This window comes from Pseudomonas sp. P135 (assembly GCF_020312125.1).
Lineage (GTDB): Bacteria > Pseudomonadota > Gammaproteobacteria > Pseudomonadales > Pseudomonadaceae > Aquipseudomonas > Aquipseudomonas fragariae.
Genome location: NZ_JAGPYR010000002.1, coordinates 162733 through 185858, shown reverse-complemented (window position 1 = coordinate 185858; position 23126 = coordinate 162733). Strand labels below are relative to the sequence as shown.

The following is a 23126-nucleotide window of genomic DNA, read 5'->3' as shown; positions in this document are numbered from 1 at the left end:
CTGCCCAACGGGCGTAGGAGCGGACTTGTCCGCGAAGGGGCCGCAAGCCTTCCCGAGAATGTATCGCCTGAAACATCGTCTTCGCGAACGAGTTCGCTCCTACGGCCTTCGGCCAGAATCAAAAGCGCACTTGTGCATAATGATGAGCGCTCTGCGTCACATTCCCGGTTCGCTACCCCTTGTCCAGAAGGCCGTCTTGGTTCTGCCCAACGGGCGTAGGAGCGGACTTGTCCGCGAAGGGGCCGCAAGCCTTCCCGAGAATGTATCGCCTGAAACATCGTCTTCGCGAACAAGTTCGCTCCTACGGCCTTCGGCCAGAATCAAACGCGCATTTGTGTATAACGATGAGCGCTCTGCGTCACATTCCCGGTTCGCTACCCCTTGGGCAAAAGGCCGTTTTGATTCTGCCCAACGGGCGTAGGAGCGGACTTGTCCGCGAAGGGGCCGCAAGCCTTCCCGAAAATATATCGCCTGAAAAATCGTCTTCGCGAACAAGTTCGCTCCTACGGCCTTCGGCCAGAATTAAAAGCGCACTTGCGCATAATGATGAGCGCGCTGCGTCACATTCCCGGTTCGCTACCCCTTGTCCAGAAGGCCGTCTTGATTCTGCCCAACGGGCGTAGGAGCGGACTTGTCCGCGAAGGGGCCGCAAGCCTTCCCGAGAATGTATCGCCTGAAACATCGTCTTCGCGAACGAGTTCGCTCCTACGGCCTTCGGCCAGAATCAAAAGCGGACTTGTGCATAACGATGAGCGCTCTGCGTCACATTCCCGGTTCGCTCCCCCTTGGGCAAAAGGCCGTTTTGATTCTGCCCAACGGGCGTAGGAGCGGACTTGTCCGCGAAGGGGCCGCAAGCCTTCCCGAGAATGTATCGCCTGAAACATCGTCTTCGCGAACGAGTTCGCTCCTACGGCCTCCGGCCAGAATCAAAAGCGGACTTGTGCATAATGATGAGCGCTCTGCGTCACATTCCGGAGCGTTCTGTGTTCTGTTTAAAGCAACGATAAATAAAATTCGCAATATTGGTGTGCAACCTCGCGCTATGCATACTGCGATGGCGTGTGGACAGCAAAGTGCCGTATTCAAAGGCTCATCCCTTCAAATAGCGCACCCTGTGATCCCCTTGCGAAGGCTCGAAGCAGCCTGGGTCTGGATCACATTCAGACCTCATAAAAATACCTGGCCGGATAACGGTCTCCATGACTTCATGGACTTTCCAACGCTGCCCTGGCGCTTCACCGCGCCGACCTGAAAAACAGAATAACGATTGATAAGGCCTGAAAAAGGTCATTCAGCAGGCAAGGGGATCATCATGCAAAACTCACACGCTGCAGTGTCGGGTGACAATCAGGCCGTTTCATCGACGGTGAAACTGTATGTCTGGGCCGCCATTATCCTCACCATTGCTGAAATGATCGGTGCAGTCAGTATTCCGCTGGGCCCCGGCAAGGTGGTGCTGTTGCCGATGGTCTGGGCGCTGCTGCTGGGCGCGATGATCGGCCTTGCCAGCCGTCGTATGCCGGGCACCATTGGCATCGACCACGGCACGCAATTGCGCTCGGCCTCCATCCTGCAACCTGCCCTGCTGCTGTTCATCGCCAAGCTCGGTCTGGTGGTCGGTGGCTCGCTGCCGGTGGTGTTCGCTTCCGGGTGGGCGCTGATGTTTCAGGAGTTCGGCCACTTCGTCGGTACCGTGATGCTCGGTCTGCCGGTGGCGTTGATGCTCGGTATCAAGCGCGAAGCCATTGGTGCGACCTTCTCGGTCGGCCGTGAGCCGAGCCTGGCAATCATCGGCGAACGCTATGGCATGGACTCACCGGAAGGTCGCGGCGTATTGGCCGAATACCTGACGGGCACCCTGTTCGGCGCGCTGTTCATTGCGATTGTCGCCGGGTTTATCGCCAGCCTGGGGATCTTCCATCCCAACTCGCTGGCGATGGGCTCAGGCATCGGCTCGGGCAGCATGATGGCCGCCGCTGCCGGGGCGATTGCCGCGCAACAGATACCGGAAGTCGCCAAGGAAGTCATGACCCTGGCGGCAGCCTCGAACCTGATCACCACCACCATCGGCACCTACTTCACCCTGTTCATCTCCCTGCCCCTGGCGGTCTGGGGCTATCGTGTGCTCGAGCCGCTGATCGGCCGTACCACCAAAGCCTCCATGAGCGAGGAAGGCCTGCGCCACAGCGACGTGTCGCTGGAGGTGCCGGAACTGGGCTGGTCGGGCAAGATCAGTGCCTGGCTGGCGGCGGGGGCACTGGCGCTGATTGCCAACTATGTCGGCTACAAGACGCTGTCGGCCGATGCCTTCACCGGCATGGGCATCATGATTTTCTGTGCCTTCGTGGGTGAGGTGCTGTGCAACCTGCTGCGCCGCAAGATCCCGGCGGTGTGCATGGTGTCGCTGGTAGCGATGTTCCTGACGTCGCCGGCCTGCCCCTGGGCCGCCGAGATTGCGCGGATCACCGGCTCGATCAACCTGCTGGCGGTCATCACCCCGATGCTGACCTTCGCCGGCCTGTCGATTGCCAAGGACCTCCCGGCCTTCCGCCGCCTGGGCTGGCGGATTGTGCTGGTGTCGTTCCTCGCCAACTTCGGTACGTTCATCGGCGCAGTATTGATCGCCGAGCTGTTCCATTGATCCGCACCGCCTGATTCGGCGCGAGTCAGCCCTGCGCCTCGTTCACCAGCCAGTCATGCACTGCGCGACGTGACGGGGTGCTGAGCGCCCCTTCACGATAGGCCAGCACGTATTTCTTTCTGGCCTTGATCGGATGACCGAACGGCACGATCAACAAGCCCTGCTCCAGCTCATCGGTGATCAGCGCCTTGCGCGCAATAGCCACACCCATGCCCATGCGCGCGGCGTCGATGGTCAGGTGATTACGGTTGAACGTATGGCCGCGACGCACGTCGATGCCATCGGCACCGATGGCCGTCAGGTAGAACTCCCACTCCGCATACTCATAGCTGCCGCGCCAGGCAGTGATGTCGTGCAACAACGGAAAGTGCACCAGCTGACTGGGCGTATCCAGCGGCGGCTTGCCCACCAGCAGGTCTGGCGAGCAGACTGCGAACAGCTCCTCTTCCAGCAAGGGCGTAGTCGACAATCCCGGATAGCTGCCGTCGTTCAGGTCGATGGCCAGATCGAAATCGTCATCACGCAACGAGCCGCTGCTGTCCTCGGCAATGATCCGCAACTGGATGTCCGGAAACGCCGCCTGCAAGCGTGGCAGGCGCGGCATCAGCCATTTGCTCAGGAATGATGGGATGCAACGCAGCTTGAACACCCCGCCGATACGCCCGGAATACAGCAGGCGCAGTTCTTCGCTGATACGGCTCTGCACTTCGTTGGCGACCACCGCCAGACGCTGACCTTCAGCGGTCAGCTCAAGCCCGCGCCCGACCCGGTGAAACAGCGCAAAGCCCAGGCGCTCTTCGAGCTGGCGCATCTGCTGGCTGATCGCGCCGGGGGTGACGTGCAATTCTTCCGCGCAGCGGGTGAAGGACAGGTGACGGGCCGCGCAGGCGAACACCTGTAGCCAGGCGTGCATCTGTGCGTTGAAGATTCTGCTCATTGAAGAGTTCCGCTAAAGCGTTGCATAGCAACAATCGTTTGTCGTTTCGACAGCCGAAGCCAAAGATGAGTAACAGAAAAAGGGGAATACCAAATTCCCGTGCATCATCTCACCTGAAGGACCTTCGTGATGGCTATCAGCGTCTTCGACATGTTCAAAATCGGCATCGGGCCGTCCAGTTCCCACACCGTCGGGCCAATGCGCGCCGGTGCGCTGTTCGTGACCGAGCTGCGCAACCACAACCGGTTGCACAGCGTAGAACGGATCGAGGTGCGATTGTACGGTTCTCTATCGGCCACGGGCATTGGTCACGGCAGCGATCGCGCAACGGTCATGGGCCTGATGGGCGAATGGCCGGACCAGATCGACCCCAGCCAGGTCAACCAGCGCATCGACACGCTGCGTGCCGATAACCAGCTGATGCTGGCGGGCGAACAGGCCATCACCTTCGTCTGGGAGCGGGACATGTGCCTGCTCGATGAAAGCCTCCCCTACCATCCCAACGGCATGACCCTGTGTGCCTACGGCAAGAACGGCGAACTTCACGAGCAGACCTACTATTCGGTGGGCGGCGGCTTTGTGATCGACGCCGAACAGGCCGCCAGCGGCGTGCTGGACAACGACACAACCGTCCTGCCCTATGATTTTTTCAGTGGCGCGCAGTTGCTCAAGCTGTGCAAGACCCACGGCATGAGCATTTCCGAGCTGATGATGGCCAATGAAAAGGTCTGGCGCAGCGAGGAGGAAATCCGCGAGAAAATCATGGTGATCTGGGCCGCGATGCGCGCTTGCGTCGACAAGGGCCTGGTGGAAACCGGCATCCTGCCCGGTGGCCTGAACGTGCGGCGGCGTGCCTACCGCCTGCATCAGAACCTGCAGAACCTGGATAACCCCAACGTAATCGGCTCGACCCTGAGCGCCATGGAATGGGTCAACCTGTTCGCCCTCGCAGTCAACGAAGAAAACGCCGCAGGCGGGCGCATGGTGACCGCGCCCACCAACGGCGCAGCTGGCATCGTGCCCGCCGTGCTGCATTACTTCATGAAATTCAAACCCACGGCCAATGACGATGACGTGGTGCGCTTTTTCCTGAGCGCCGCCGCGGTCGGCATTCTGTGCAAGAAAAACGCCTCGATTTCCGGTGCCGAGGTCGGTTGTCAGGGCGAGGTAGGATCGGCCTGCGCAATGGCCGCCGCCGGTCTGGCGGAGATCCTCGGCGCGACGCCCGAGCAGGTAGAGAACGCTGCCGAGATTGGCCTGGAGCATAATCTGGGGCTGACCTGCGACCCGGTCGGCGGGCTGGTGCAGATCCCCTGCATCGAACGCAATGCGATTGCTGCCGTAAAGGCCATCAATGCCGCCCAGATGGCCCTGCGCGGCGACGGCGAGCACCACATCTCGCTGGACCACGCCATCCGCACCATGCGTGACACCGGCGCCGACATGCACGACAAATACAAGGAAACCTCACGCGGCGGCCTGGCGGTCAACCTGATCGAGTGCTGACAGACATCCACCGGCGTCGCGACGTATTCGAGAGCGTCCGGGACGGTACATCCCCTGCGGATGTACCGTCCTTTTCGCGAACCGCGTCGCTCCTATGACCTACGGCCAGCATCAAAGGCAGCCGCAAGCGCGAGAGCCATTCAAGCCACCGGCAAACACTGCTCCACCAGCGAGGTCCAGACCGCAACGCCGGGCTCAATCACCTGGTCGTTGAAGTCGTAGTAAGGGTTGTGCAACGCCGCTGACGGCTTCTCGCCGTCGACGCCCATCCAGATGTAAGCACCGGGACAGGCATGCAGCATGAAGGCGAAGTCTTCAGAGGCCATCGACGGGTTGCAGCCCCACTGCACGTTGGCCTCGCCGACTGCGGCGACTGCTGCACGACGGATCGTGGCAGCCGCTTCGACGTGGTTTTCGGTCACCGGGTAGCCGACGTTGTAAACCAGCTCGCCGCGCACGCCGAAGGCCGTCGGCAAACGCTCGACGAACTCGCCGATCAGTTGCTGAACCTTTTCGCGCACAGGGGTTTGCAGGCAGCGCACGGTGCCACGCAACGTGGCGGTTTCCGGGATCACGTTGATCGCCTCGCCGGCATTGAACTGAGTGATGCTGACCACCGCCGAATCGAGCGGCGACAGGCGCCGGGAGACAATGGTTTGCAGCCCCAGCACCAGCTCGGCCGCGGCCACGATCGGATCATTGCCCTTGTCCGGCATGGCCGCATGGCTGCCTTTGCCGGTCAGGGTGATTTCAAAGGTGTCGAGCGACGCCATCATCGGCCCCGGATTGATCACCACCTTGCCCGCAGGCACACCCGGCCAGTTGTGCAGGCCGTAGATGGCTTCCATCGGAAAGCGTTCGAACAGTCCGTCTTCGATCATTCGCTGTGCGCCGCCGAGGTTCTCTTCGGCAGGCTGGAAGACGAAATGCACCGTGCCGCGAAAGCGCCGAGTCTCGGCCAGATGCCTCGCGGTGGCCAGCAGGATCGCGGTGTGGCCATCATGGCCGCAGGCGTGCATGCAGCCCTTGTGGGTCGACTTGTGAACGCTGTCGCCCAGCTCCTGAATCGGCAAGGCATCCATGTCGGCACGCAGGCCGATGGTCGGACCGTCGCCGTTACGCAGGGTGCCAACCACGCCAGTGCCGCCCAGCCCACGGTGAATCTCGATGCCGAAACCGCTCAGCAACTCAGCCACCTTGTCGGAGGTTTTCAGCTCCTGAAACCCCAGTTCCGGCGCGGCATGGAGGGTGCGGCGCCACACGGTTGCTTCGTCAATCAACGTCTTTGAAATGGACATGTGCTTACTCCAGACTCGCGCCGTAGCCAAAGCTGGCGGCTGGCTTGGCGGCGGTTTCGACCCAGACGCTTTTCACTTCACTGTACTCGCGCAGGGCATCCAGACCGGAAGACCGGCCATAACCACTCTCACCATAGCCGCCGAACGGCGAACTGACGTGAATAGTCTTGTAACCGTTGACCCAGAAGGTCCCGGCCCGCACTTGTCTGGCAACGCGGTGAGCGCGGCCGACATCGCGGGTCCAGACACCACCGGCCAGGCCGAAACGGCTGTCGTTGGCGATGCGGATCGCGTCCTCTTCGTCTTTGAATGGAATCGCCACCACCACCGGGCCGAAGATTTCTTCCTGCGCGCAGTACAGCGCGTTGGTGCCTGCCAGGACGGTCGGATTGATGTAGTAACCGGGTTTTTCCGGGATCGGATCAGCGTGCTCGCCCACCAGCTTCGCGCCGTCTTTGAGCGCCTGCTCGACCATGTTTTTCACGTGGTTGTATTGCTTGGCGTTGTTGATCGGGCCGATCTGGGTTTCCGGATCGCTCGGGTCACCAACCTTGAACTGCGTCGCAGCCACCGCCAGGGCATTGGTGAACTTCTCGAAGATCGATTCCTGCACCAGCAGCCGCGAACCGGACACACAACTCTGCCCGGCACCGGAAAAGATCGCGGCCTGGGCACCGCGCAAGGCGACTTCCAGGTCGGCGTCGTCGAACACGATGTTGGCCGACTTGCCGCCCAGCTCCAGCACCGCAGGAATGCAACGCTGCGCCGCTGCCACGGCGATATGCCGGCCAGTGGCTGGCGAGCCGACGAACACCACCTTGCGAATGTCAGCCTTGGCGATGAACGCCTGGCCGATGGAATGACCGAAACCGGCAATCACGTTGACCAGCCCTTTCGGCACGCCGGCCCGCTCGATCAGCACGCCGACCATCAGCGAGCTGAGCGGGGTCAGCTCCGACGGTTTGAGAATGACCGCGTTGCCCGCTGCAATCGCTGGGGCGATCTGCCAGCCACAGGTGAAGATCGGCGCATTCCAGGGCGTAATCTGCAACACCGTGCCCAACGGTTCGTAGGTCACATAGTTCAGGTGCGTGGTCGGCACCGGGATGATCTCGCCGTGCAGCTTGTCCGCCCAGCCGGCGTAATATTCGAACATCTCGGCCACTTTCAGGACTTCGACGCGGGCGTCACGGATCGGCTTGTTGGCGGTCAGGGATTCGATCTGCGCGAGGTTTTCCAGCTCGTCACGAATCAGATTGCCCACCTGATACATGGCGCGGCCACGTGCCTGAGCGGTCAGTGCCCACCATTGTTGTTGCGCAGCTTTTGCGGCCTTGTCGGCCACTTCAACCAACGACTCGTCGGCGTCAGGGAAACTCAGCAGCAGGCTGTCGTCATGGGCATTGCGCACTTCGACGGGCGCGCCGTGGCCTTCGATGAACTGGCCGCCGACGTAACTGGCGATGACACTGCGATCGCCCCAGTAAGGACGCATCAGTTCGAGGATTCTTGCAGTGCTCATCGCTTATTCTCCATGACCGTAAAGTTTGCCATCGGTGCGTTGCACGATGGCGCAGAAGTCTTCGTTGTCCGCCAGGGTTTCACTGCTGGCCTGCCACAACTGCGCGACGACGCGCGACAGCGGCAGGTCCATGTCCAGGCTGTCCGCCAGATCGCTGGCCAGGCCGACGTCCTTGCGCATCAGGCCCATGGTGAAACCGGAGTCATAGGCCTTGTTGAGTACCCAGGTCGGGAACATCACTTGCGTGGCCCCGCTGCGTCCGGAACCGGCATTCAGACCCTGCAGAAGTTTTTCCGGATCGACCCCTGCACGCGCGGCCATCGCCACGGCTTCGGCAGTGCTGATCAGGTGACAGGCGGCGAGCATGTTGTTGGCGATCTTGGCGACGTTGCCAGCGCCACATTGCCCGACGTGTACGCGTGTCCCGCTCATGCCTTCCAGGACCGGCATGGCGCGCGCCAGGTCAGCGTCCTCGGCACCGATCACCATCGACATGCTGCCGGTGGCAGCGCCTTTCGGGCCGCCAGACACCGGCGCGTCGATGAAGGCGATGCCGTTCTTCGCCAGTTCGGCGGCGACCTTACGGCTCATTTCCGGCGTCGACGTCGTGGTATCGACGACGATAAGGCCCTTGCGACCCACCTCGTTGATGCCACCCGCGCCGAGGCACACCGACTCCACGTGCTCGGCCTTGGGCAGCGAGAGGATCAGAATGTCCACGCCTTGAATCAGTTGCGTGCGGTCGGCAACCGGCTTGACGCCCTTGCTTTCGGCCTGGGCCAGCGCGGCCTGCGACAGGTCGAAGCCGCTGACATCAAAGCCCTTGCCGGCCAGCGTGGCCGCCATGCCGCCGCCCATGTTGCCCAGTCCGATCACACCTGCTTTCAAAGTCATGTCTGCATCCCGATCAAAGATTTTGTACGAATTAGAGGATGACGCTGCGGGCCCATGCGGCCGGCAATGTGCTGGTGATTCGAGTATGGACAGCGCTCTCCCCTCTCAGCAATAATCCAAAAATCGAATTTATGTTGCCTTTAGCGCAACACTGGAAGCCCATGAGCCTCGTTCAAGATCGACGCATCCTGTACTTTTTCGAAGCCGTACGATTGGGCAGCGTCCGGGCTGCCGCCGACTTCCTCAACGTTGCGCCTTCGGCGGTCAGCCGCCAGATCGCGCAACTGGAACAGGAGCTGGGTTCCCCCCTGCTGGAGCGCCATCGACGCGGCGTCAAGCCGACCGAGGCGGGCGACAAGGTGCTGGCCTATTACCGCCAGCGACTGACGCAGCAGGAGGTCCTGCTGGATTCGATTCAGGCGCTGAAAGGCTTGCACAGCGGCTCGGTGACGCTGGTCTCCGGGGAGGGTTTTCTGGAAAGTCTCGCGCAGCCGCTGGCCCGGTTTTCTGAGCTGTACCCCAGGATCGAACTGATCGTGAACGTCTGCGGCAGCAACGAAGTGATTCGCCAGGTGGTCGAGGATGAAGCGCACATCGGTCTGGTCTTCAACCCGGCTGCCGACCCGAAAATCCGTTCGCATGCGCATCAGCGTCAACCGGTCTGTGTGATCACTGCGCCTGATCATCCGCTGACCGACGAACCAAGCCCGATACAGCTGCGGGCACTTGAGGACTACCGTGTCGCCCTGCCTGCGGTGTCTTACGGTATCCGCCAGATTCTGCTGCAAGCCGAGCACCAGCTGGGCATCACCGTGCAGCCGACGCTGACCTGCAGCACCTTCGCGATGCTCAAGCACTTCGCCATGCAAGGGGGCGTCACGCTGCTGCCGACCTTTGTCGTGGAGGAAGAGATAAAAGCCGGCACATTGCGTGCCCTGCCCTTGCAGCATGAGGTGTTCAGCAGCCCGCAAACCCACCTGATCAGCCGCCTGGGCCGTCAGCTCAGCGTTGGTGCCAACCGCCTGATGGGCATGCTGTTGCAGGATATGACAGCGTTCCGCAACTGACCTACCGTTAGTCCGCGCGTCAAGCAATCGCGCTGAACCAACAAAAAGCTCATGGTTCATCTTCAGTAACGGAGCGGAATTCCTGCTGCCACTGAGGATTGATCATGAGAGCTTTGACTTACCACGGCGCGAACAGTGTAAAAGTCGATACAGTGCCGGACCCTGTGATCGAGCAAGCGGATGACATCATTCTGCGCGTAACGGCGACCGCTATCTGCGGTTCCGACCTGCACTTGTATCGCGGCAAAATCCCTACGGTTGAACACGGCGACATCTTCGGTCACGAGTTCATGGGCGTCGTGGAAGAGACCGGCTCGGCCGTCACGGCTGTAGCCAAAGGCGATCGCGTGGTGATCCCGTTCGTCATCGCCTGCGGCAGCTGCTTTTTCTGCAACCTCGACCAGTTCGCGGCCTGCGAAACCACCAATACCGGACGTGGCGCGATCCTCAACAAAAAGTCGATCCCACCAGGGGCGGCGCTGTTCGGCTTCAGCCATCTGTATGGCGGCGTTCCGGGCGGCCAGGCTGAATACGTGCGAGTGCCCAAGGCCAACGTTGGTCCGTTCAAGGTGCCAGGCACGCTGGCTGACGAGAAGGTTCTGTTCCTCTCCGATATTCTCCCCACCGCCTGGCAGGCTGTACTCAACGCCGGGATTGGCCAGGGTTCGACGGTTGCCATTTACGGCGCTGGCCCGGTGGGTCTGATGAGCGCAGCGTGCGCAAAAATGCTCGGTGCGGAAAAGATCTTCATGGTCGATCACCATCCGTATCGTCTGGCCTATGCGCAGAAAACTTACGGCGTGATCCCGATCAATTTTGATGAAGACGATGATCCGGCTGACACGATCATTCGCCAGACCGCCGGCATGCGCGGCGTGGATGGCGTAATCGACGCGGTGGGTTTCGAGGCCAAAGGCAGCACCACGGAAACCATCCTTGCCACGCTGAAGCTGGAAGGCAGCAGCGGCAAGGCATTGCGTCAGTGCATCGCAGCAGTACGACGCGGCGGCGTGGTCAGTGTGCCGGGGGTATATGCCGGGTTCATCCATGGCTTCATGTTCGGCGATGCGTTCGACAAGGGCCTGACCTTCAAAATGGGCCAGACCCACGTGCATCGCTTCATGCCTGAATTGCTGGAACACATCGAGGCCGGCCGCCTGGAACCCGAAGCCATTATCACGCACCGGATGTCACTGGAAGATGCCGCAAAGGGCTACAAGCTGTTCGACAAGAAGGAAGAGGATTGCCGCAAGGTCATCCTGACGCCTGGCAACAACACCATTGTGGTGCCGGACGACACGACTGAAGCCCTGGTCGGGGGTGGCGTGCCGGCTATGTAAGGTACGGGTTCGCCTTTGATTCTGGCCTAAGGCCGCAGGAGCGAACGTGTTCGGGAACGGTATTGCAGACGATGTATGTTCATCGTTCATGCCACCCCTTTCGCGAACAAGTTCGCTCCTACGCCCTGCGGGCAGAAGCTTGAAAACGGTGTTTCAGACGATGTATGTTCATCGTTCATGCCGCCCCTTTCGCGAACACGTTCGCTCCTACGCCCTCCGGGCAGAAGCCTGAAAACGGTGTTTCAGACGATGTATGTTCATCGTTCATGCCACCCCTTTCGCGAACACGTTCGCTCCTACGCCCTGCGGGCAGAAGCTTGAAAACGGTGTTTCAGACGATGTATGTTCATCGTTCGTGCCGCCCCTTTCGCGAACACGTTCGCTCATACGCCCTGCGGGCAGAGGTCTGAGAACAGTATTTCAGACGATGTATGTTCATCGTTCATACAGCCCCCTTCGCGAACAAGTTCGCTCCTACGCCCTGCGGGCAGAGGCCTGAAAACGGTGTTTCAGACGATGTATGTTCATCGTTCATGCCGCCCCCTTCGCGAACAAGTTCGCTCCTGCGCCCTGCGGGCAGAAGCTTGAAAATGTCACTACCACGCAGAGCGCTCATCGTTATGCGCACGTTCGCTTTTGACTCTGGCCGTAGGCCGTAGGAGCGAACTTGTTCGCGAACGGTATTGCAGACGATGTATGTTCATCGTTCATGCCGCCCCTTTCGCGAACAAGTTCGCTCCTGCGCCCTGCGGGCAAACGCCATCACCGGCTCAGGTAGGCAAACCGGCCTTTGAACGGTTTGCTGATGGGGTCGGCCAGGTCGCCGTGTTTGCTGGTGGTCAGGCCCAGATCCACCAGCGATTCGGCCAGTTTCACTGCCGCTGCCACGCCGTCGATGACCGGCAGGCCTATCGCTTCGCTCAGTTGCCTGCCCAGATCCGCCATCCCGCCGCAACCCAGCACAATGGCTCCCGCCCCTTCGTCGTCACGGGCGCGACGGGCCTGTTCGGCCATGCATTCGATGAGCTCCGGCCCGCTTTCCTCCAGCGCCAGCACCGGCAGATCGATACAGCGCACCGATGTGCATAACTCACTGAAGCCATAACGCTGCAGCAAGTGCTCGGCGATGATCCGCGTGCGGGTCAGCGTCGTGACCACGGCGAAACGGGTAGAAATCAGGCTGGCCATATGAAAGGCCGCTTCGGCGATGCCGATCACCGGGGCACTAGCGTACTCGCGTGCCGCCAGCAGCCCGGGGTCGCCGAAACAGGCGATGATGTGCGCGTCGACCTGTTGCTCGCGGCCCTTGCGCACTTCTTCCAGCACGCCCAGCGTTGCTATCGCCTCATCGAAATGGCCTTCGATGGACACCGGGCCATCCGCAGGACTGCAGGCGATGATCTGTGTGCCTGGGCGCGCCACGGCTTGCGCGGCCAGACCGATCTTGTGGGTCATGGCTTCGCTGGTATTGGGGTTGATCACTTGAATACGCACCAGAACTCCTTCAGCGCCGTTTGAAAATGCTATGAAAATCCACTGTCTCGCTGAGCGGCGCATCCACATTCAGGCTGGCGCGGATGCGGCGCAAATGCTCGGCCATCCATTCGCGCGCCTGTTCGCCCTGCCCGCTTTCGAGCAAGGCCAGCAAGTCGACATGCTGGCCACAATCACACCCGACACTGCGTCGCGAACCGTACACCGCAACAATCAACGAGGATCGCGTGGTGAGCTGCGCGACCTGTTCGGTCAACACCTGATTGCCCGCCAGCGCGCTCAACTGCACATGAAAGCGCGCCGAAAGTTGAATCGCTTCGCTGTGGCGCCCCGCGTGTTGCGCCTCATGCTCCTGATCGCAAAGCGCACGCAGTGCATCCAGACGCCGGCCGCCGACTCGCGTGGCGATCTCGGCCATCAGCGCGGGCTCGATCAGTTGCCTGGCACCCAATACATCCTGTGCTTCCTGAGCCGACGGTTGCGCGACCTCCGCGCCGCGCTTGGGGCGCAGGGTCACCAGCCGTTCCAGCGCCAGACGCTGCAAGACCTTGCGAATGCCGGTGCGGCTGATCTCGAACACTTCGGCCAGTGCGTCCTCGGGCAAGCGCGTTCCCGGAGCGAGCCGGTGTTCGACGATGGCTTCCAGAACATGCTGGTAAATCTGTTCATCACGGCCCTTTTCAGCGGCAGAAGGCGTGAGAAACAACGGGGCACTGTCAGGTCGGATCATGGCTTCACATCACATTGGCATTACAGATCGTATACAAGAATAGTGCCTGATACGGAACATGATGAGTAGCGCGATTTGAATAACTGGCCAGAGAGCCACTCAACTGAAAACGAATAAATCGCACCGTAAATGAGCAAAAGCGCCCTGTTTACGTGCACTTCAAATCACTGCTCGGACTTGCCCGTTTTACCCGCCTGTCTCAGTAAAAACGCCCTAAAACAAGACTCGCAGCCATTCCCTACCAACGAGAAATCGTATGGCACATGTTTTGCGTACACGATCGTATACAAAAAAATCATCGATCGTACTCCGATCCCGTCACGACACACCGAGGGAGTCACGCAATGACAGATCAACGCCCGGCCGGGTACAGCCCGCGCCTGCACAACCACGATCTGGGGCCGGTGCCGCAGAAGTGGACCTGGTACAACATTCTGGCGTTCTGGATGAGCGATGTGCACAGCGTCGGCGGCTACGTTTTTGCCGCCAGTCTGTTCGCCCTGGGCCTGGCCAGTTGGCAGGTGCTGATCGCCCTGCTGGTGGGGATCTGCATCATTCAGGTGATTGCCAACCTGGTCGCCAAACCCAGTCAGCAAGCCGCCGTGCCCTACCCGGTCATCTGCCGCCTGGCTTTCGGCGTGTTCGGTGCCAACATTCCCGCCATCATTCGCGGGCTGATCGCGGTGGCGTGGTACGGCATTCAAACCTACCTGGCGTCCAGCGCACTGGTGATCGTGGTGCTGCGCTTCTTCCCGGAACTGGCCGTCTATCAAAGCGTGACATTTCTCGGACTGTCCTGGCTCGGCTGGTTCGGCTTTCTGGCGTTGTGGGTGGTGCAAGCCGCGGTGTTCTGGACGGGTATGGAGTCGATCAGGCGCTTCATCGACTGGGCCGGCCCTGCCGTTTATGCGGTGATGTTCGCTCTGGCAGGCTGGATTGTCTGGCGCGCCGGCTGGGACAACATCAGTTTTACTCTGGCTGAAAAGGAGTTGTCCGGCTGGGCAGCGTTCGGCCAGGTGGTCATGGCCATTGCGCTGGTGGTCTCGTATTTCTCCGGGCCGACGCTGAACTTCGGTGATTTCAGCCGCTATTGCCGCAGCATGGCCGACGTGCGCCGCGGCAATTTCTGGGGCTTACCGGTGAATTTTCTGGCGTTTTCACTGGTAACAGTGGTGATCGTCTCGGGCACGTTGCCGATTTTCGGTGAGATGATCCACGACCCGATTGCGACCGTCGCGCGCATCGACAACACCACGGCCGTGCTGCTCGGCGCCTTCACCTTCGTCACCGCCACGGTAGGCATCAATATCGTCGCCAACTTCGTTTCCCCCGCCTTCGACTTCGCCAACGTGGCGCCCAGCCGCATCAGCTGGCGGGCAGGCGGCATGATCGCAGCGGTAGCGTCGATCTTCATTACGCCCTGGAACCTGTTCAACAACCCTGAAGTGATTCACTACACCCTCGACGTGCTGGCGGCCTGTATCGGCCCACTGTTCGGCATCCTGCTGGTGGATTACTACCTGATCAAGAAGCAGCAGATCGATGTGGATGCCCTGTTCGATGACACGCCAAGCGGTCGCTACTGGTACACCAACGGCGTGAACTGGATCGCGGTCAAGGCATTGCTGCTCACCGCACTGGTCGGTCTGTGCTTCACCTTTGTCGAGTGGTTCAAGCCGATTGCCAACTTCGCCTGGTTTACCGGCTGCATCCTGGGCGGCGCAGTGTTTTACGCGTTGACCCGCTGGTCGCCCGTACAGGCTGCCAACCTTCCTGCGCCTGTCGGCCAGCATTGAGACGTCGCAAGACGCCAATACCTGAATGAAACCAGCGCTTTCAGAGGATTCGCCAAGCCCGGCATGACCTGAAAGCGCCGCCCTGCCTGCTCCGCTGAAAATAGCGCACGCCCCGGATGATATTAATTTAATATCATCCACTCCAGAATCATTGAATGATCGAGAGTCACTCATCGTTTTGTGAGGCCTGAAGCACAAAATAGAATAAATTTTGTACAACTTTCAGGCCGCTGCGCTGCCCTATGACTGAGTCTTTGTGAACCAGGCGTTCAAGTGGGTCGATAGTGATGAGCAATGATGTTTTTGGCGGCAGGCCATTCGCCCCCCAGCCACCCGTTCCCTCGGCGCAGGAAGCAGCCGAGCGGCTGCAACTTGCCCTGGAGTCAGGGGCGGTTGTCGGTACCTGGGTGTGGGACATCATTGCCGATCAGTTGACCGGCGATGAGCGTTTTGCCCGGACCTTCGGCTTGTGCCCGAAGCTGTGCGCCAAAGGTTTGCCACTGGAACTGGTGATTGCCTCCATTCATCCTGACGATTCGGCCAGAGTCGACAAGTCAATCGAGGAAGCGCTGCAGAGTAGCGAAACCTATCGATGCGAATACCGGGTTCTCCATGAAGACGGTATTTATCGCTGGATCGAAGCCAGCGGAAGAATCGAACGCGACAGTCGTGGCAAACCCATTCGCAGTCCGGGTGTATTGCTTGATATAGACGGCCGTCGCACTGCCGAAGACGAGCGCGACCGCCTCAACGAGTTGCTGAGAATATTCACAGCTGCCGTTCCCGGCGTTGTCTACGCCAAGGATCTCGAAGGTCGAATGCTGGTCGCCAATCGTGGCACCGCTGACCTGATCGGCAAGCCGCCCGAGTTTTTCATTGGCAAGACGGACCTGGAATTTCTGGATGATCAGGAACAGGCGCGGACGCTCATGGAAACCGACCGCCGGATCATGCAGAGCAATGTCAGCGAACAGATCGAAGAACAGGTCAACCTGGCTGACGGCTCTGCAGCGATATGGCTCTCGACCAAAGCGCCGCTGCTCGATGCCAGCGGCGACGTGATCGGTCTGATCGGCTCCTCTATCGATGTAACCGCCAGAAAAAAAGCCGAAGAAGCGGTCAGAGAACTCAACCAGACACTCGAACAGCGCATCGAACAAGCGGTTTTCGAACGCGAGCAGATCGAAGACGCCCTGCGTCACTCGCAGAAGATGGATGCCGTCGGACAACTGACGGGGGGCATCGCCCATGATTTCAACAACTTGCTGGCCGGCATTTCCGGCAGCCTGGAACTGATCACCAAACGCCTGGCCCAGGGCCGCGTCGGTGACGTCGACCGTTACGTGTCGGTCGCCCAGGGCGCAGTACGCCGCGCCGCATCGCTGACCCACCGCCTGCTGGCGTTCTCAAGACGCCAGACACTGTCGCCAAGAGTCACCGACGTGAACGGGTTGATTCATGACATGGAAGAGTTGATCGCGCGCACGGTCGGCCCGGAGATAGACATCAAGGTCGTCGCCCATGATGACCTGTGGCCCGCGCTGATCGATCATGCCCAGCTGGAAAGCTCGCTGCTTAACCTGTGCCTGAACGCCCGTGACGCAATGCCCAACGGCGGGCGCATTATCATCGAGACCGCCAATGCGTCCCTCGAAGAGTGCACCGACCCGGATCACGGCATTCCTGCCGGCGAGCACCTGAGCATCCGCGTGACCGACACGGGCATCGGCATGAGTCCGGACATTGCCGCCAAAGCGTTTGAACCATTCTTCACCACCAAGGCCATCGGTGCCGGCACCGGTCTCGGGCTGTCGATGGTGTATGGCTTTGTGCGCCAGTCCGGCGGGCAGATTCGCGTCGAGTCGGTCGAAGGCCAGGGCACCAGCGTGGTCATGCACCTGCCACGCCACACCGCTGAAAACGCTCCCCGCGCCGTTGAGCCGGAAGTCATCGAAGAGCCGCCGCATCACACCGGCGAAACCGTTCTGGTCGTAGACGACGAACCCTCGGTGAGGATGCTCGTCGCCGAAGTCATCAGCGGTCTGGGCTACAACTGCCTGGAGGCGGCAGACGCACAATCAGGCTTGCAGATCCTGCAGTCGGACACACGCATCGACCTGCTGATCAGTGACATAGGCTTGCCAGGCGGCATGAATGGCCGGGAAATGGCCGATGCGGCCGGTGACTGTCGACCTGGCTTGCCGACCCTGTTCATCACCGGTTACGCCAAGACATCCGTGCTGGACGATTGCCACCTGCGGCCTTGCACGCAAGTGCTGACCAAGCCGTTCGGGCTGGACGCGCTGGCCGGGCGAGTGACAGGTCTGATCGGCGCTGACGCGGTCGCCCGCGGGTATTCGTGAGGTGAACCCGACCACGCCGGATGGTCGGTATTTCGTGGTCAAGGGGCAACTCTGGCGGTGCTCCAATCCCTCGTTGAGCGACGACGTCCGCCAGAATCTGGTGGATGAGCTGATGGCTGCACGTCGTGCAGTCAAGGCCGCCAAGGCATACGAAGACCCCGCAGCCCTGAAGGCGGCTCGGGCCAGTGTCGACAAGGCCAAAGTTGCGCTGGGCGAGCGCGGTGAAGTCTGGTGGACCGATGGCACCGAGGATTTCAATCGGCGCAAGGTGAAAAACACGCCCTATGCCCAGTGGTACCTCGACCTGAATCACCCTGCCATCTGAAGCTGCCAGCCTGATTGGGGGCTGAAAGATGAAAAAATCAGGCCTTTTGTCATTTATATGACACATGACATTCATAAACGCCGATTCCCGCCGATAACCACCCCTGCTCCACCCACTACCTATGACCCCTTGCGCAATACCCCTCTAAAGGCTCATATCGGCATGAGAAAATCTTTAAAATTCAGCCATAAAATTCTCTTGGCGGCGTCCCTTGTGGTGATCGCCGCATTCACGCTATTCACGTTCTATAACGACTATCTGCAGCGCAATGCGTTGCACGTGCAGCTCAAGGAAAACCTTAACCAGACGAGCGAAAGTACCGCCGGCAATATCCGTAACTGGCTTTCAGGGCGAATTCTTCTGGTAGAGAACCTGGCGGAAAACGCGTCTTCGCCTCAGTCCCCGCAAGAGCAGAATCGGGTACTCGGGCAACCCACGCTGATCGCCACCTTCATGAGCATTTACCAGGGCAGAAGCGATGGCTCCTTCGTCACCCAGCCGCCTGATGACATGTCGGCCGACTACGACCCAAGAACCCGACCGTGGTATGTCGATGCCCTTCGCGCCGGCAAAACCATCCTGACCGAGCCGTATCTGGACGCCGTGACCAAGGGCCTGGTCGTGACCCTTGCCACACCGATCAAGGGAGACTCCGGCGTGTCCGGTGTAATTGGCGGCGACCTGAGCCTGGAAATCCTGGTGAAGATGATCAGTTCGCTGCGACTGCACGGCGACGGATACGCGTTTCTGGTCGACGCGAATGGCCGCATCCTGGTCCATCCGGACACCTCACTGGTGATGAAGACGCTGGCCGAAGTCTACCCGGCGAATACGCCCAGGCTGTCGCAAGACCTGAGTGAAAGCGAGTATGCCGGCAAGACCCAGATCCTGACCTTCGCTCACGTAGACGGCCTGCCCTCGGTCAACTGGTACATCGGCGTAGCGATGGATAAAGACATCGCCTACGCGGCCCTGGGCGAGTTCAGAAACTCGGCCATCGTGGCCACTGTGATTGCTGTGGTGCTGATCATCCTGCTGCTGGGCATGCTCCTGAGTGTCCTGCTGCGCCCACTGAACCTGATGGGCCGCGCCATGCACGATATCGCTGCCGGCGAAGGTGACCTGACCAAGCGCCTGGTCATCGAGAGCCAGGACGAGTTCGGGCATCTGGGCAATGGTTTCAACCTCTTTGTAGAGCGAATCCATGACTCGATGCGTGAAGTCGCCTCCTCCACCGTGCAGCTCAATGAAGTTGCCCTGCGGGTACTGAATGCATCCAACTCGTCGATGCTCAACTCCGATCAACAGTCCCACCGCACCAACAGCGTCGCCGCAGCCATCAATGAGCTGGGCGCCGCAACGCAGGAGATCGCCCAGAATGCCGCGCGCGCCTCGGGTCACTCCAGCGATGCACGAACGCTGGCGTCGGACGGGCAGGACGTGGTCGGGCAGAACATCGAGGCCATGAGCCGTCTTTCCAAGCGCATCAGCAGCGCAAGCGGGCAGATCGAAACGCTGAACACCAAGACAGCCAACATCGGCCAGATCCTCGACGTGATTACCGGCATCTCGCAGCAGACCAATCTACTGGCCCTCAATGCGGCCATCGAGGCCGCACGTGCAGGTGAAGCCGGCAGAGGGTTTGCCGTGGTTGCCGACGAAGTCCGCAGCCTGGCGCACCGAACGCAGGAATCGGCGAGTCAGGTGCAGGAGATGATCGAGCAACTGCAATCCGGTGCCCGTGAAGCCGTGTCGATCATGAACGACAGCCAGCGCGAGAGCGTTGAAACGGTCGGCATTGCCAACAAGGCCGTTGCAAGCCTTGAGCACGTGACCGAACGCATTGGCGAAATCGATGGCATGAACCAGTCGGTCGCTGCCGCCACCGAAGAGCAGACCGCCGTCGTGGAAGCGATCAACGTGGACATCACCGAGATCAATACGCTGAACCAGCAAGGCGTAGAGAACCTGAACGCGACCCTGCGCGCGTGCACTGACCTTGAACAGCAGTCCACCCGACTGACGCAGTTGGTGGGCAGTTTCAGGATCTGATGTGCCAAGGCCGCTGCCGGGAAGCGTTCGGCAGCGGCCTGCCTTGCATAAATATCGGGGAATAGCGCCAATCTCTCGTTTTGGCGGTATGGTTACGCTTTCGTATGAGGGTGATCCATGGCCGTTCAAAACCCCAACAGTTCTCAAAAGCACCTGGCGGTGCTGATCGATGCCGACAATGCGCCAGCAGCTATCGTAGAAGGTCTTTTCGAAGAGATCGCCAAATATGGCGTGGCCAGCGTCAAGCGCATCTATGGTGACTGGACCGGCCCGCAGCTCGGCGGCTGGAAGAAAGTTCTGCTCGACTACTCCATCCAGCCCATCCAGCAATTCGCCTACACCAAAGGCAAGAATGCGACTGACAGCTCATTGATCATCGACGCGATGGACTTGCTCTACACGCGTCGTTTCGACGGGTTCTGCCTGGTGTCCAGCGACAGTGACTTCACACGCCTGGCCTCGCGCCTGCGTGAGGAAGGTCTGACCGTTTATGGCTTTGGCGAAGAAAAGACACCCAAACCCTTCGTGGCGGCCTGCGACAAGTTCATCTACATCGAATTGCTTCGCGAAGAGATCGCCGTACCCGCCAGCGCAGACCCTGCATCGGACGCCACCGCACCTGCAGACAACGTCAAATCCGTTGCCGCCGAGCCGAGCAAGAAGCCCAAGGCCCCAGTGGCTTTCATTGCGAAAATCATGGACGACATCGCTGATGAAGACGGTTGGGCGCACTTGAGCGCTCTGGGCACAAACATCACCAAACTGCGGCCGGAGTTCGATCCTCGTACCCATGGCTACAAGAAACTGAGCGATTTGATCAAAGGCTATCCACAAACGTTCGAGCTACAGGCCCGTGCGGCCTCTGGCGGAACAGCAGTGCTTTATGCGCGGCATAAGCTGCAGGGCAAGTGAGGTTTGTCAGTCCTGGGCTGACAGTTGCGACTGTCAGTTCTTTCCTGACGCTGTAGCTGGGACGGCACCGTCGAACACATGTAAAAAAGGTCAGCCTGAAAACGCCGGTCTTCCAGTACGGCCGCACCTGTTTCGGTAACACCAAGAACAATGTGCTGGACATAGGGAAACGAGATGTCGTGATCCAGCACAGCGGCTGAAACCAGCAGACCCTCTTTGACCAGCTCATCAATCATGGCCATAAAATCCCCGGCCGCCGGAACGTCTGATTGAAGACGTATCAGCGCGAGATAAATTTGCCCAGACGTCAACTTTCCAGGGCGAACGAAGTTGGCGCTGCGGACGATTTCAAGCACCGCCAATTCATCGGAAAAATTATTAAAACCCATAGCGGCCTCCAGCTTCTGAAGACGCTGACCCGCCTGTCCGGCTACGTCAGGACTTTTAAAAGAAGCTCAGCTCGTGATGAGCGGAAACGCATCTGGCTTCCGTTATTCATCTTGCAATTAAACGAGCCAGGTCCAACTGGCACATACGGATTTCATGAAGCTGCGTGTAGACGCTTTAGAGTGGAATCGTTGGAAAGGCCATTCGTTGCGGATGCCGTTAACGATGATCCGGTTTCAGAAACTTCATCACTTCGTCTATCACCGATGGATGATCAATCAACCGATTGTGGCCAAGCCCTTCAGTAGTAAACAGACGCGCCCCCGGCCATAGTTCTGCAAAACGAGCGCCCTTTTCCCACGGTGTTTCGCGGTCACGGCGGTCATGAATGATCAGGGCGGGACGATCAAGCAGCGGCAGTCGCGAAGTGGCGTCGTAGTCTGCAAAGCGGCGACCGGTCAGCGAATGCAGGACGGCCTCGAAAGGTTTGAATACTTTGTGGGCAACACCGACTGAATCGAACTGTTGAAATACGCTGTCCGTAGGTGCCAGGAGCGGCGCAATCAGGATAAAACGCTCGGGGCGCCACGACTGTTCCTGAGCGAAAACAATCGATGAAGCGCCGAGTGAATGCGCTATCACCGCCGAAGGCTTTCCGAAATGGCGTCCCACGTGCTGCTGCACAGCCACGAACTGGGTCATATGACTGATGCTGCCCGCGCTCAACCCGTGCGCGGGCTGATCGAACCCCACCACGGCGTAGCCCATGGAGCGCAGTAACGGCACCCATCCGATAAACCGCATCGCGTAACTTGACCAGCCGTGGGCCAGCAACACATACGGCTGGCTGGAGGGATCGCCCCAGACATAGGTGGCAATTCTGATGCCGTCCAGTTCAAGGCTACCGGTTTGCACATCCGTCGCTGTACTCAGAATTTCAGCAGCCTTGGCACGTCCGGACGCCTGCGGAGTCACAAAACGTCGAGCGAGATATCTTCCAGTGATGCCCGGTAGAATACGGCTGATCAGCGTGAACGTGCCGCGCAGCGTCAATAGTCGAAGCCTCTTGATGATGTCGCTCATCGGTATTCCCCACACCCGTCAGATGATCTGGCACCATTAGAACAGCCTATCTTGTCACTGACAAGATAGGCTGAGCCGACGGGAATATAACTTTTGTTTCATGATAGGGAGCCTTACATGTCGACTTCAGACACCCCGCGGACCTACCACCACGGCAATCTGCCTGCCGTTCTGCGTCAGGCCGCCTGGGATATCGTGGGTGAATCGGGAGTGCGCGGGATGTCACTGCGCGAGTGCGCCAGACGGGCGAATGTCTCTCACGCCGCTCCCGCTCACCATTTCGGCTCTCTGGAAAATCTGCTGGCAGAGGTGGTGGCCGATGGATATGAGCGCATGGCCGACGTCATCATTGCCGTCCAACAGGAACTTGACGACACCCTCCTGGGCTGCGGCATTGGTTATGTAAGTTTCGCCAAAAGTTACCCGGAGCACTTCCGATTGATGTTTGGCGCGGGTGTAAACCGCACGTTGCCCAGGCTGCTTAAATCGGGTGAACGTACGCTGCAAGTGCTCCGCCAGTCGATACGCAACGCCTGGGTAGCGAAATACGGTAGCGAACCCGAGCCGGAACTGCTTGAACAGCGCACCTTCCTCGCCTGGAGCACCGCACATGGTTACGCGTCCCTGATAATCGACAGAAAGGCGGATCAATTCCCTATTCCCTCTGCCGAGTCGATATTCCAGTTGGTGAAACGCTCCGTGCTTACGCCGTCAGACTGAAAACAGGCGTACTGACTCCACCTGATCGACACACAACCGCCGTCGTGACTGCGCTTGCG

At 59.8% G+C, this 23126-nt stretch carries 18 protein-coding genes and 1 pseudogene; 11 read left to right on the top strand and 8 right to left on the bottom strand.

Translation table 11 applies throughout. The annotated features are described in order from the left end of the window. Positions 1-1312: 1312 nt before the first annotated feature. Positions 1313-2641: a DUF3100 domain-containing protein gene (locus KBY08_RS03355; protein ID WP_225651079.1), complete on the top strand. Its 1329-nt coding sequence runs from the start codon at positions 1313-1315 to the stop codon at positions 2639-2641. Between the two features lie 25 nt (positions 2642-2666). Here KBY08_RS03355 and KBY08_RS03350 read toward each other — a convergent pair whose 3' ends face one another. After that, on the bottom strand, positions 2667-3578 hold the full coding sequence (locus tag KBY08_RS03350; RefSeq protein WP_003406407.1) for a LysR substrate-binding domain-containing protein: 912 nt from the start codon (positions 3576-3578) through the stop codon (positions 2667-2669). 129 nt (positions 3579-3707) lie between these two features. Here KBY08_RS03350 and KBY08_RS03345 point away from each other — a divergent pair, with 129 nt between their 5' ends. Then, complete coding sequence (locus KBY08_RS03345) at positions 3708-5084, top strand: L-serine ammonia-lyase (protein WP_024650715.1); 1377 nt, start codon at positions 3708-3710, stop codon at positions 5082-5084. Positions 5085-5224: 140 nt separating this feature from the next. Here the strand turns inward: KBY08_RS03345 and KBY08_RS03340 are convergent, their stop codons facing one another. The 3 genes from KBY08_RS03340 to KBY08_RS03330 are packed head-to-tail and all read right to left on the bottom strand — an operon-like array spanning position 5225 to position 8798. Beyond that, the gene (locus tag KBY08_RS03340; RefSeq protein WP_011268489.1) at positions 5225-6382 is read right to left on the bottom strand and encodes a M20 aminoacylase family protein; all 1158 of its coding nucleotides are present in this window, start codon (positions 6380-6382) and stop codon (positions 5225-5227) included. A gap of 4 nt (positions 6383-6386) precedes the next feature. Further along, positions 6387-7904 (bottom strand): aldehyde dehydrogenase family protein, encoded by a 1518-nt coding sequence (locus KBY08_RS03335; RefSeq protein ID WP_032657008.1) that lies wholly within the window; start codon positions 7902-7904, stop codon positions 6387-6389. Between the two features lie 3 nt (positions 7905-7907). Further along, positions 7908-8798, bottom strand: a complete 891-nt coding sequence (locus KBY08_RS03330; protein WP_003406412.1) for an NAD(P)-dependent oxidoreductase — start codon at positions 8796-8798, stop codon at positions 7908-7910. A 161-nt stretch (positions 8799-8959) separates the two neighbouring features. On the opposite strand from KBY08_RS03330, the gene KBY08_RS03325 reads away from it, so the two are divergent. Beyond that, positions 8960-9865 (top strand): LysR family transcriptional regulator, encoded by a 906-nt coding sequence (locus tag KBY08_RS03325; protein ID WP_024650718.1) that lies wholly within the window; start codon positions 8960-8962, stop codon positions 9863-9865. Positions 9866-9969: 104 nt separating this feature from the next. Beyond that, a complete protein-coding gene (locus tag KBY08_RS03320; protein WP_011268492.1) occupies positions 9970-11205 on the top strand; it encodes a zinc-dependent alcohol dehydrogenase in 1236 nt (411 codons plus the stop codon). Positions 11206-11967: 762 nt separating this feature from the next. Here the strand turns inward: KBY08_RS03320 and KBY08_RS03315 are convergent. After that, entirely contained in the window at positions 11968-12699 is a 732-nt protein-coding gene (locus KBY08_RS03315) for an aspartate/glutamate racemase family protein (RefSeq protein ID WP_032657013.1), read from the bottom strand. 10 nt (positions 12700-12709) lie between these two features. Next, the gene (locus tag KBY08_RS03310) at positions 12710-13429 is read right to left on the bottom strand and encodes a GntR family transcriptional regulator (protein WP_003406418.1); all 720 of its coding nucleotides are present in this window, start codon (positions 13427-13429) and stop codon (positions 12710-12712) included. Between the two features lie 344 nt (positions 13430-13773). Here KBY08_RS03310 and KBY08_RS03305 point away from each other — a divergent pair, with 344 nt between their 5' ends. From KBY08_RS03305 to KBY08_RS03285, 6 genes and pseudogenes are all read left to right on the top strand, one after another. After that, the gene (locus KBY08_RS03305; protein ID WP_011268495.1) at positions 13774-15225 is read left to right on the top strand and encodes an NCS1 family nucleobase:cation symporter-1; all 1452 of its coding nucleotides are present in this window, start codon (positions 13774-13776) and stop codon (positions 15223-15225) included. Between the two features lie 287 nt (positions 15226-15512). Further along, a complete protein-coding gene (locus KBY08_RS03300; protein WP_024660081.1) occupies positions 15513-17588 on the top strand; it encodes a PAS domain-containing sensor histidine kinase in 2076 nt (691 codons plus the stop codon). A 1-nt stretch (position 17589) separates the two neighbouring features. After that, positions 17590-17913 (top strand): hypothetical protein, encoded by a 324-nt coding sequence (locus KBY08_RS03295; protein WP_080267604.1) that lies wholly within the window; start codon positions 17590-17592, stop codon positions 17911-17913. Between the two features lie 57 nt (positions 17914-17970). Then, a pseudogene (locus KBY08_RS26640) lies at positions 17971-19110 on the top strand (cache domain-containing protein); the annotation flags it as partial. A gap of 15 nt (positions 19111-19125) precedes the next feature. Beyond that, entirely contained in the window at positions 19126-19965 is an 840-nt protein-coding gene (locus KBY08_RS26635; protein WP_371136436.1) for a methyl-accepting chemotaxis protein, read from the top strand. Between the two features lie 117 nt (positions 19966-20082). Next, positions 20083-20877, top strand: a complete 795-nt coding sequence (locus tag KBY08_RS03285) for an NYN domain-containing protein (RefSeq protein ID WP_003406424.1) — start codon at positions 20083-20085, stop codon at positions 20875-20877. Here KBY08_RS03285 and KBY08_RS03280 read toward each other — a convergent pair. Continuing rightward, entirely contained in the window at positions 20847-21266 is a 420-nt protein-coding gene (locus KBY08_RS03280; RefSeq protein ID WP_003406425.1) for a hypothetical protein, read from the bottom strand. The genes KBY08_RS03285 and KBY08_RS03280 overlap by 31 nt on opposite strands. Before the next feature lie 217 nt (positions 21267-21483). Further along, complete coding sequence (locus KBY08_RS03275) at positions 21484-22347, bottom strand: alpha/beta hydrolase (protein WP_003406426.1); 864 nt, start codon at positions 22345-22347, stop codon at positions 21484-21486. Between the two features lie 117 nt (positions 22348-22464). Between KBY08_RS03275 and KBY08_RS03270 the strand changes: the two genes are divergently transcribed. Continuing rightward, on the top strand, positions 22465-23067 hold the full coding sequence (locus tag KBY08_RS03270) for a TetR/AcrR family transcriptional regulator (protein WP_003406427.1): 603 nt from the start codon (positions 22465-22467) through the stop codon (positions 23065-23067). Positions 23068-23126 lie beyond the last annotated feature (59 nt).

What these genes read in the sequence shown, in the direction of transcription:
- KBY08_RS03355 (WP_225651079.1), top strand. Translation starts at nt 1,313, where the DNA reads ATGCAAAACTCACACGCTGCAGTGTCGGGTGACAATCAGGCCGTTTCA.
- KBY08_RS03350 (WP_003406407.1), bottom strand. Translation starts at nt 3,578, where the DNA reads ATGAGCAGAATCTTCAACGCACAGATGCACGCCTGGCTACAGGTGTTC.
- KBY08_RS03345 (WP_024650715.1), top strand. Translation starts at nt 3,708, where the DNA reads ATGGCTATCAGCGTCTTCGACATGTTCAAAATCGGCATCGGGCCGTCC.
- KBY08_RS03340 (WP_011268489.1), bottom strand. Translation starts at nt 6,382, where the DNA reads ATGTCCATTTCAAAGACGTTGATTGACGAAGCAACCGTGTGGCGCCGC.
- KBY08_RS03335 (WP_032657008.1), bottom strand. Translation starts at nt 7,904, where the DNA reads ATGAGCACTGCAAGAATCCTCGAACTGATGCGTCCTTACTGGGGCGAT.
- KBY08_RS03330 (WP_003406412.1), bottom strand. Translation starts at nt 8,798, where the DNA reads ATGACTTTGAAAGCAGGTGTGATCGGACTGGGCAACATGGGCGGCGGC.
- KBY08_RS03325 (WP_024650718.1), top strand. Translation starts at nt 8,960, where the DNA reads ATGAGCCTCGTTCAAGATCGACGCATCCTGTACTTTTTCGAAGCCGTA.
- KBY08_RS03320 (WP_011268492.1), top strand. Translation starts at nt 9,970, where the DNA reads ATGAGAGCTTTGACTTACCACGGCGCGAACAGTGTAAAAGTCGATACA.
- KBY08_RS03310 (WP_003406418.1), bottom strand. Translation starts at nt 13,429, where the DNA reads ATGATCCGACCTGACAGTGCCCCGTTGTTTCTCACGCCTTCTGCCGCT.
- KBY08_RS03305 (WP_011268495.1), top strand. Translation starts at nt 13,774, where the DNA reads ATGACAGATCAACGCCCGGCCGGGTACAGCCCGCGCCTGCACAACCAC.
- KBY08_RS03300 (WP_024660081.1), top strand. Translation starts at nt 15,513, where the DNA reads ATGAGCAATGATGTTTTTGGCGGCAGGCCATTCGCCCCCCAGCCACCC.
- KBY08_RS26635 (WP_371136436.1), top strand. Translation starts at nt 19,126, where the DNA reads ATGCGTGAAGTCGCCTCCTCCACCGTGCAGCTCAATGAAGTTGCCCTG.
- KBY08_RS03285 (WP_003406424.1), top strand. Translation starts at nt 20,083, where the DNA reads ATGGCCGTTCAAAACCCCAACAGTTCTCAAAAGCACCTGGCGGTGCTG.
- KBY08_RS03280 (WP_003406425.1), bottom strand. Translation starts at nt 21,266, where the DNA reads ATGGGTTTTAATAATTTTTCCGATGAATTGGCGGTGCTTGAAATCGTC.
- KBY08_RS03275 (WP_003406426.1), bottom strand. Translation starts at nt 22,347, where the DNA reads ATGAGCGACATCATCAAGAGGCTTCGACTATTGACGCTGCGCGGCACG.
- KBY08_RS03270 (WP_003406427.1), top strand. Translation starts at nt 22,465, where the DNA reads ATGTCGACTTCAGACACCCCGCGGACCTACCACCACGGCAATCTGCCT.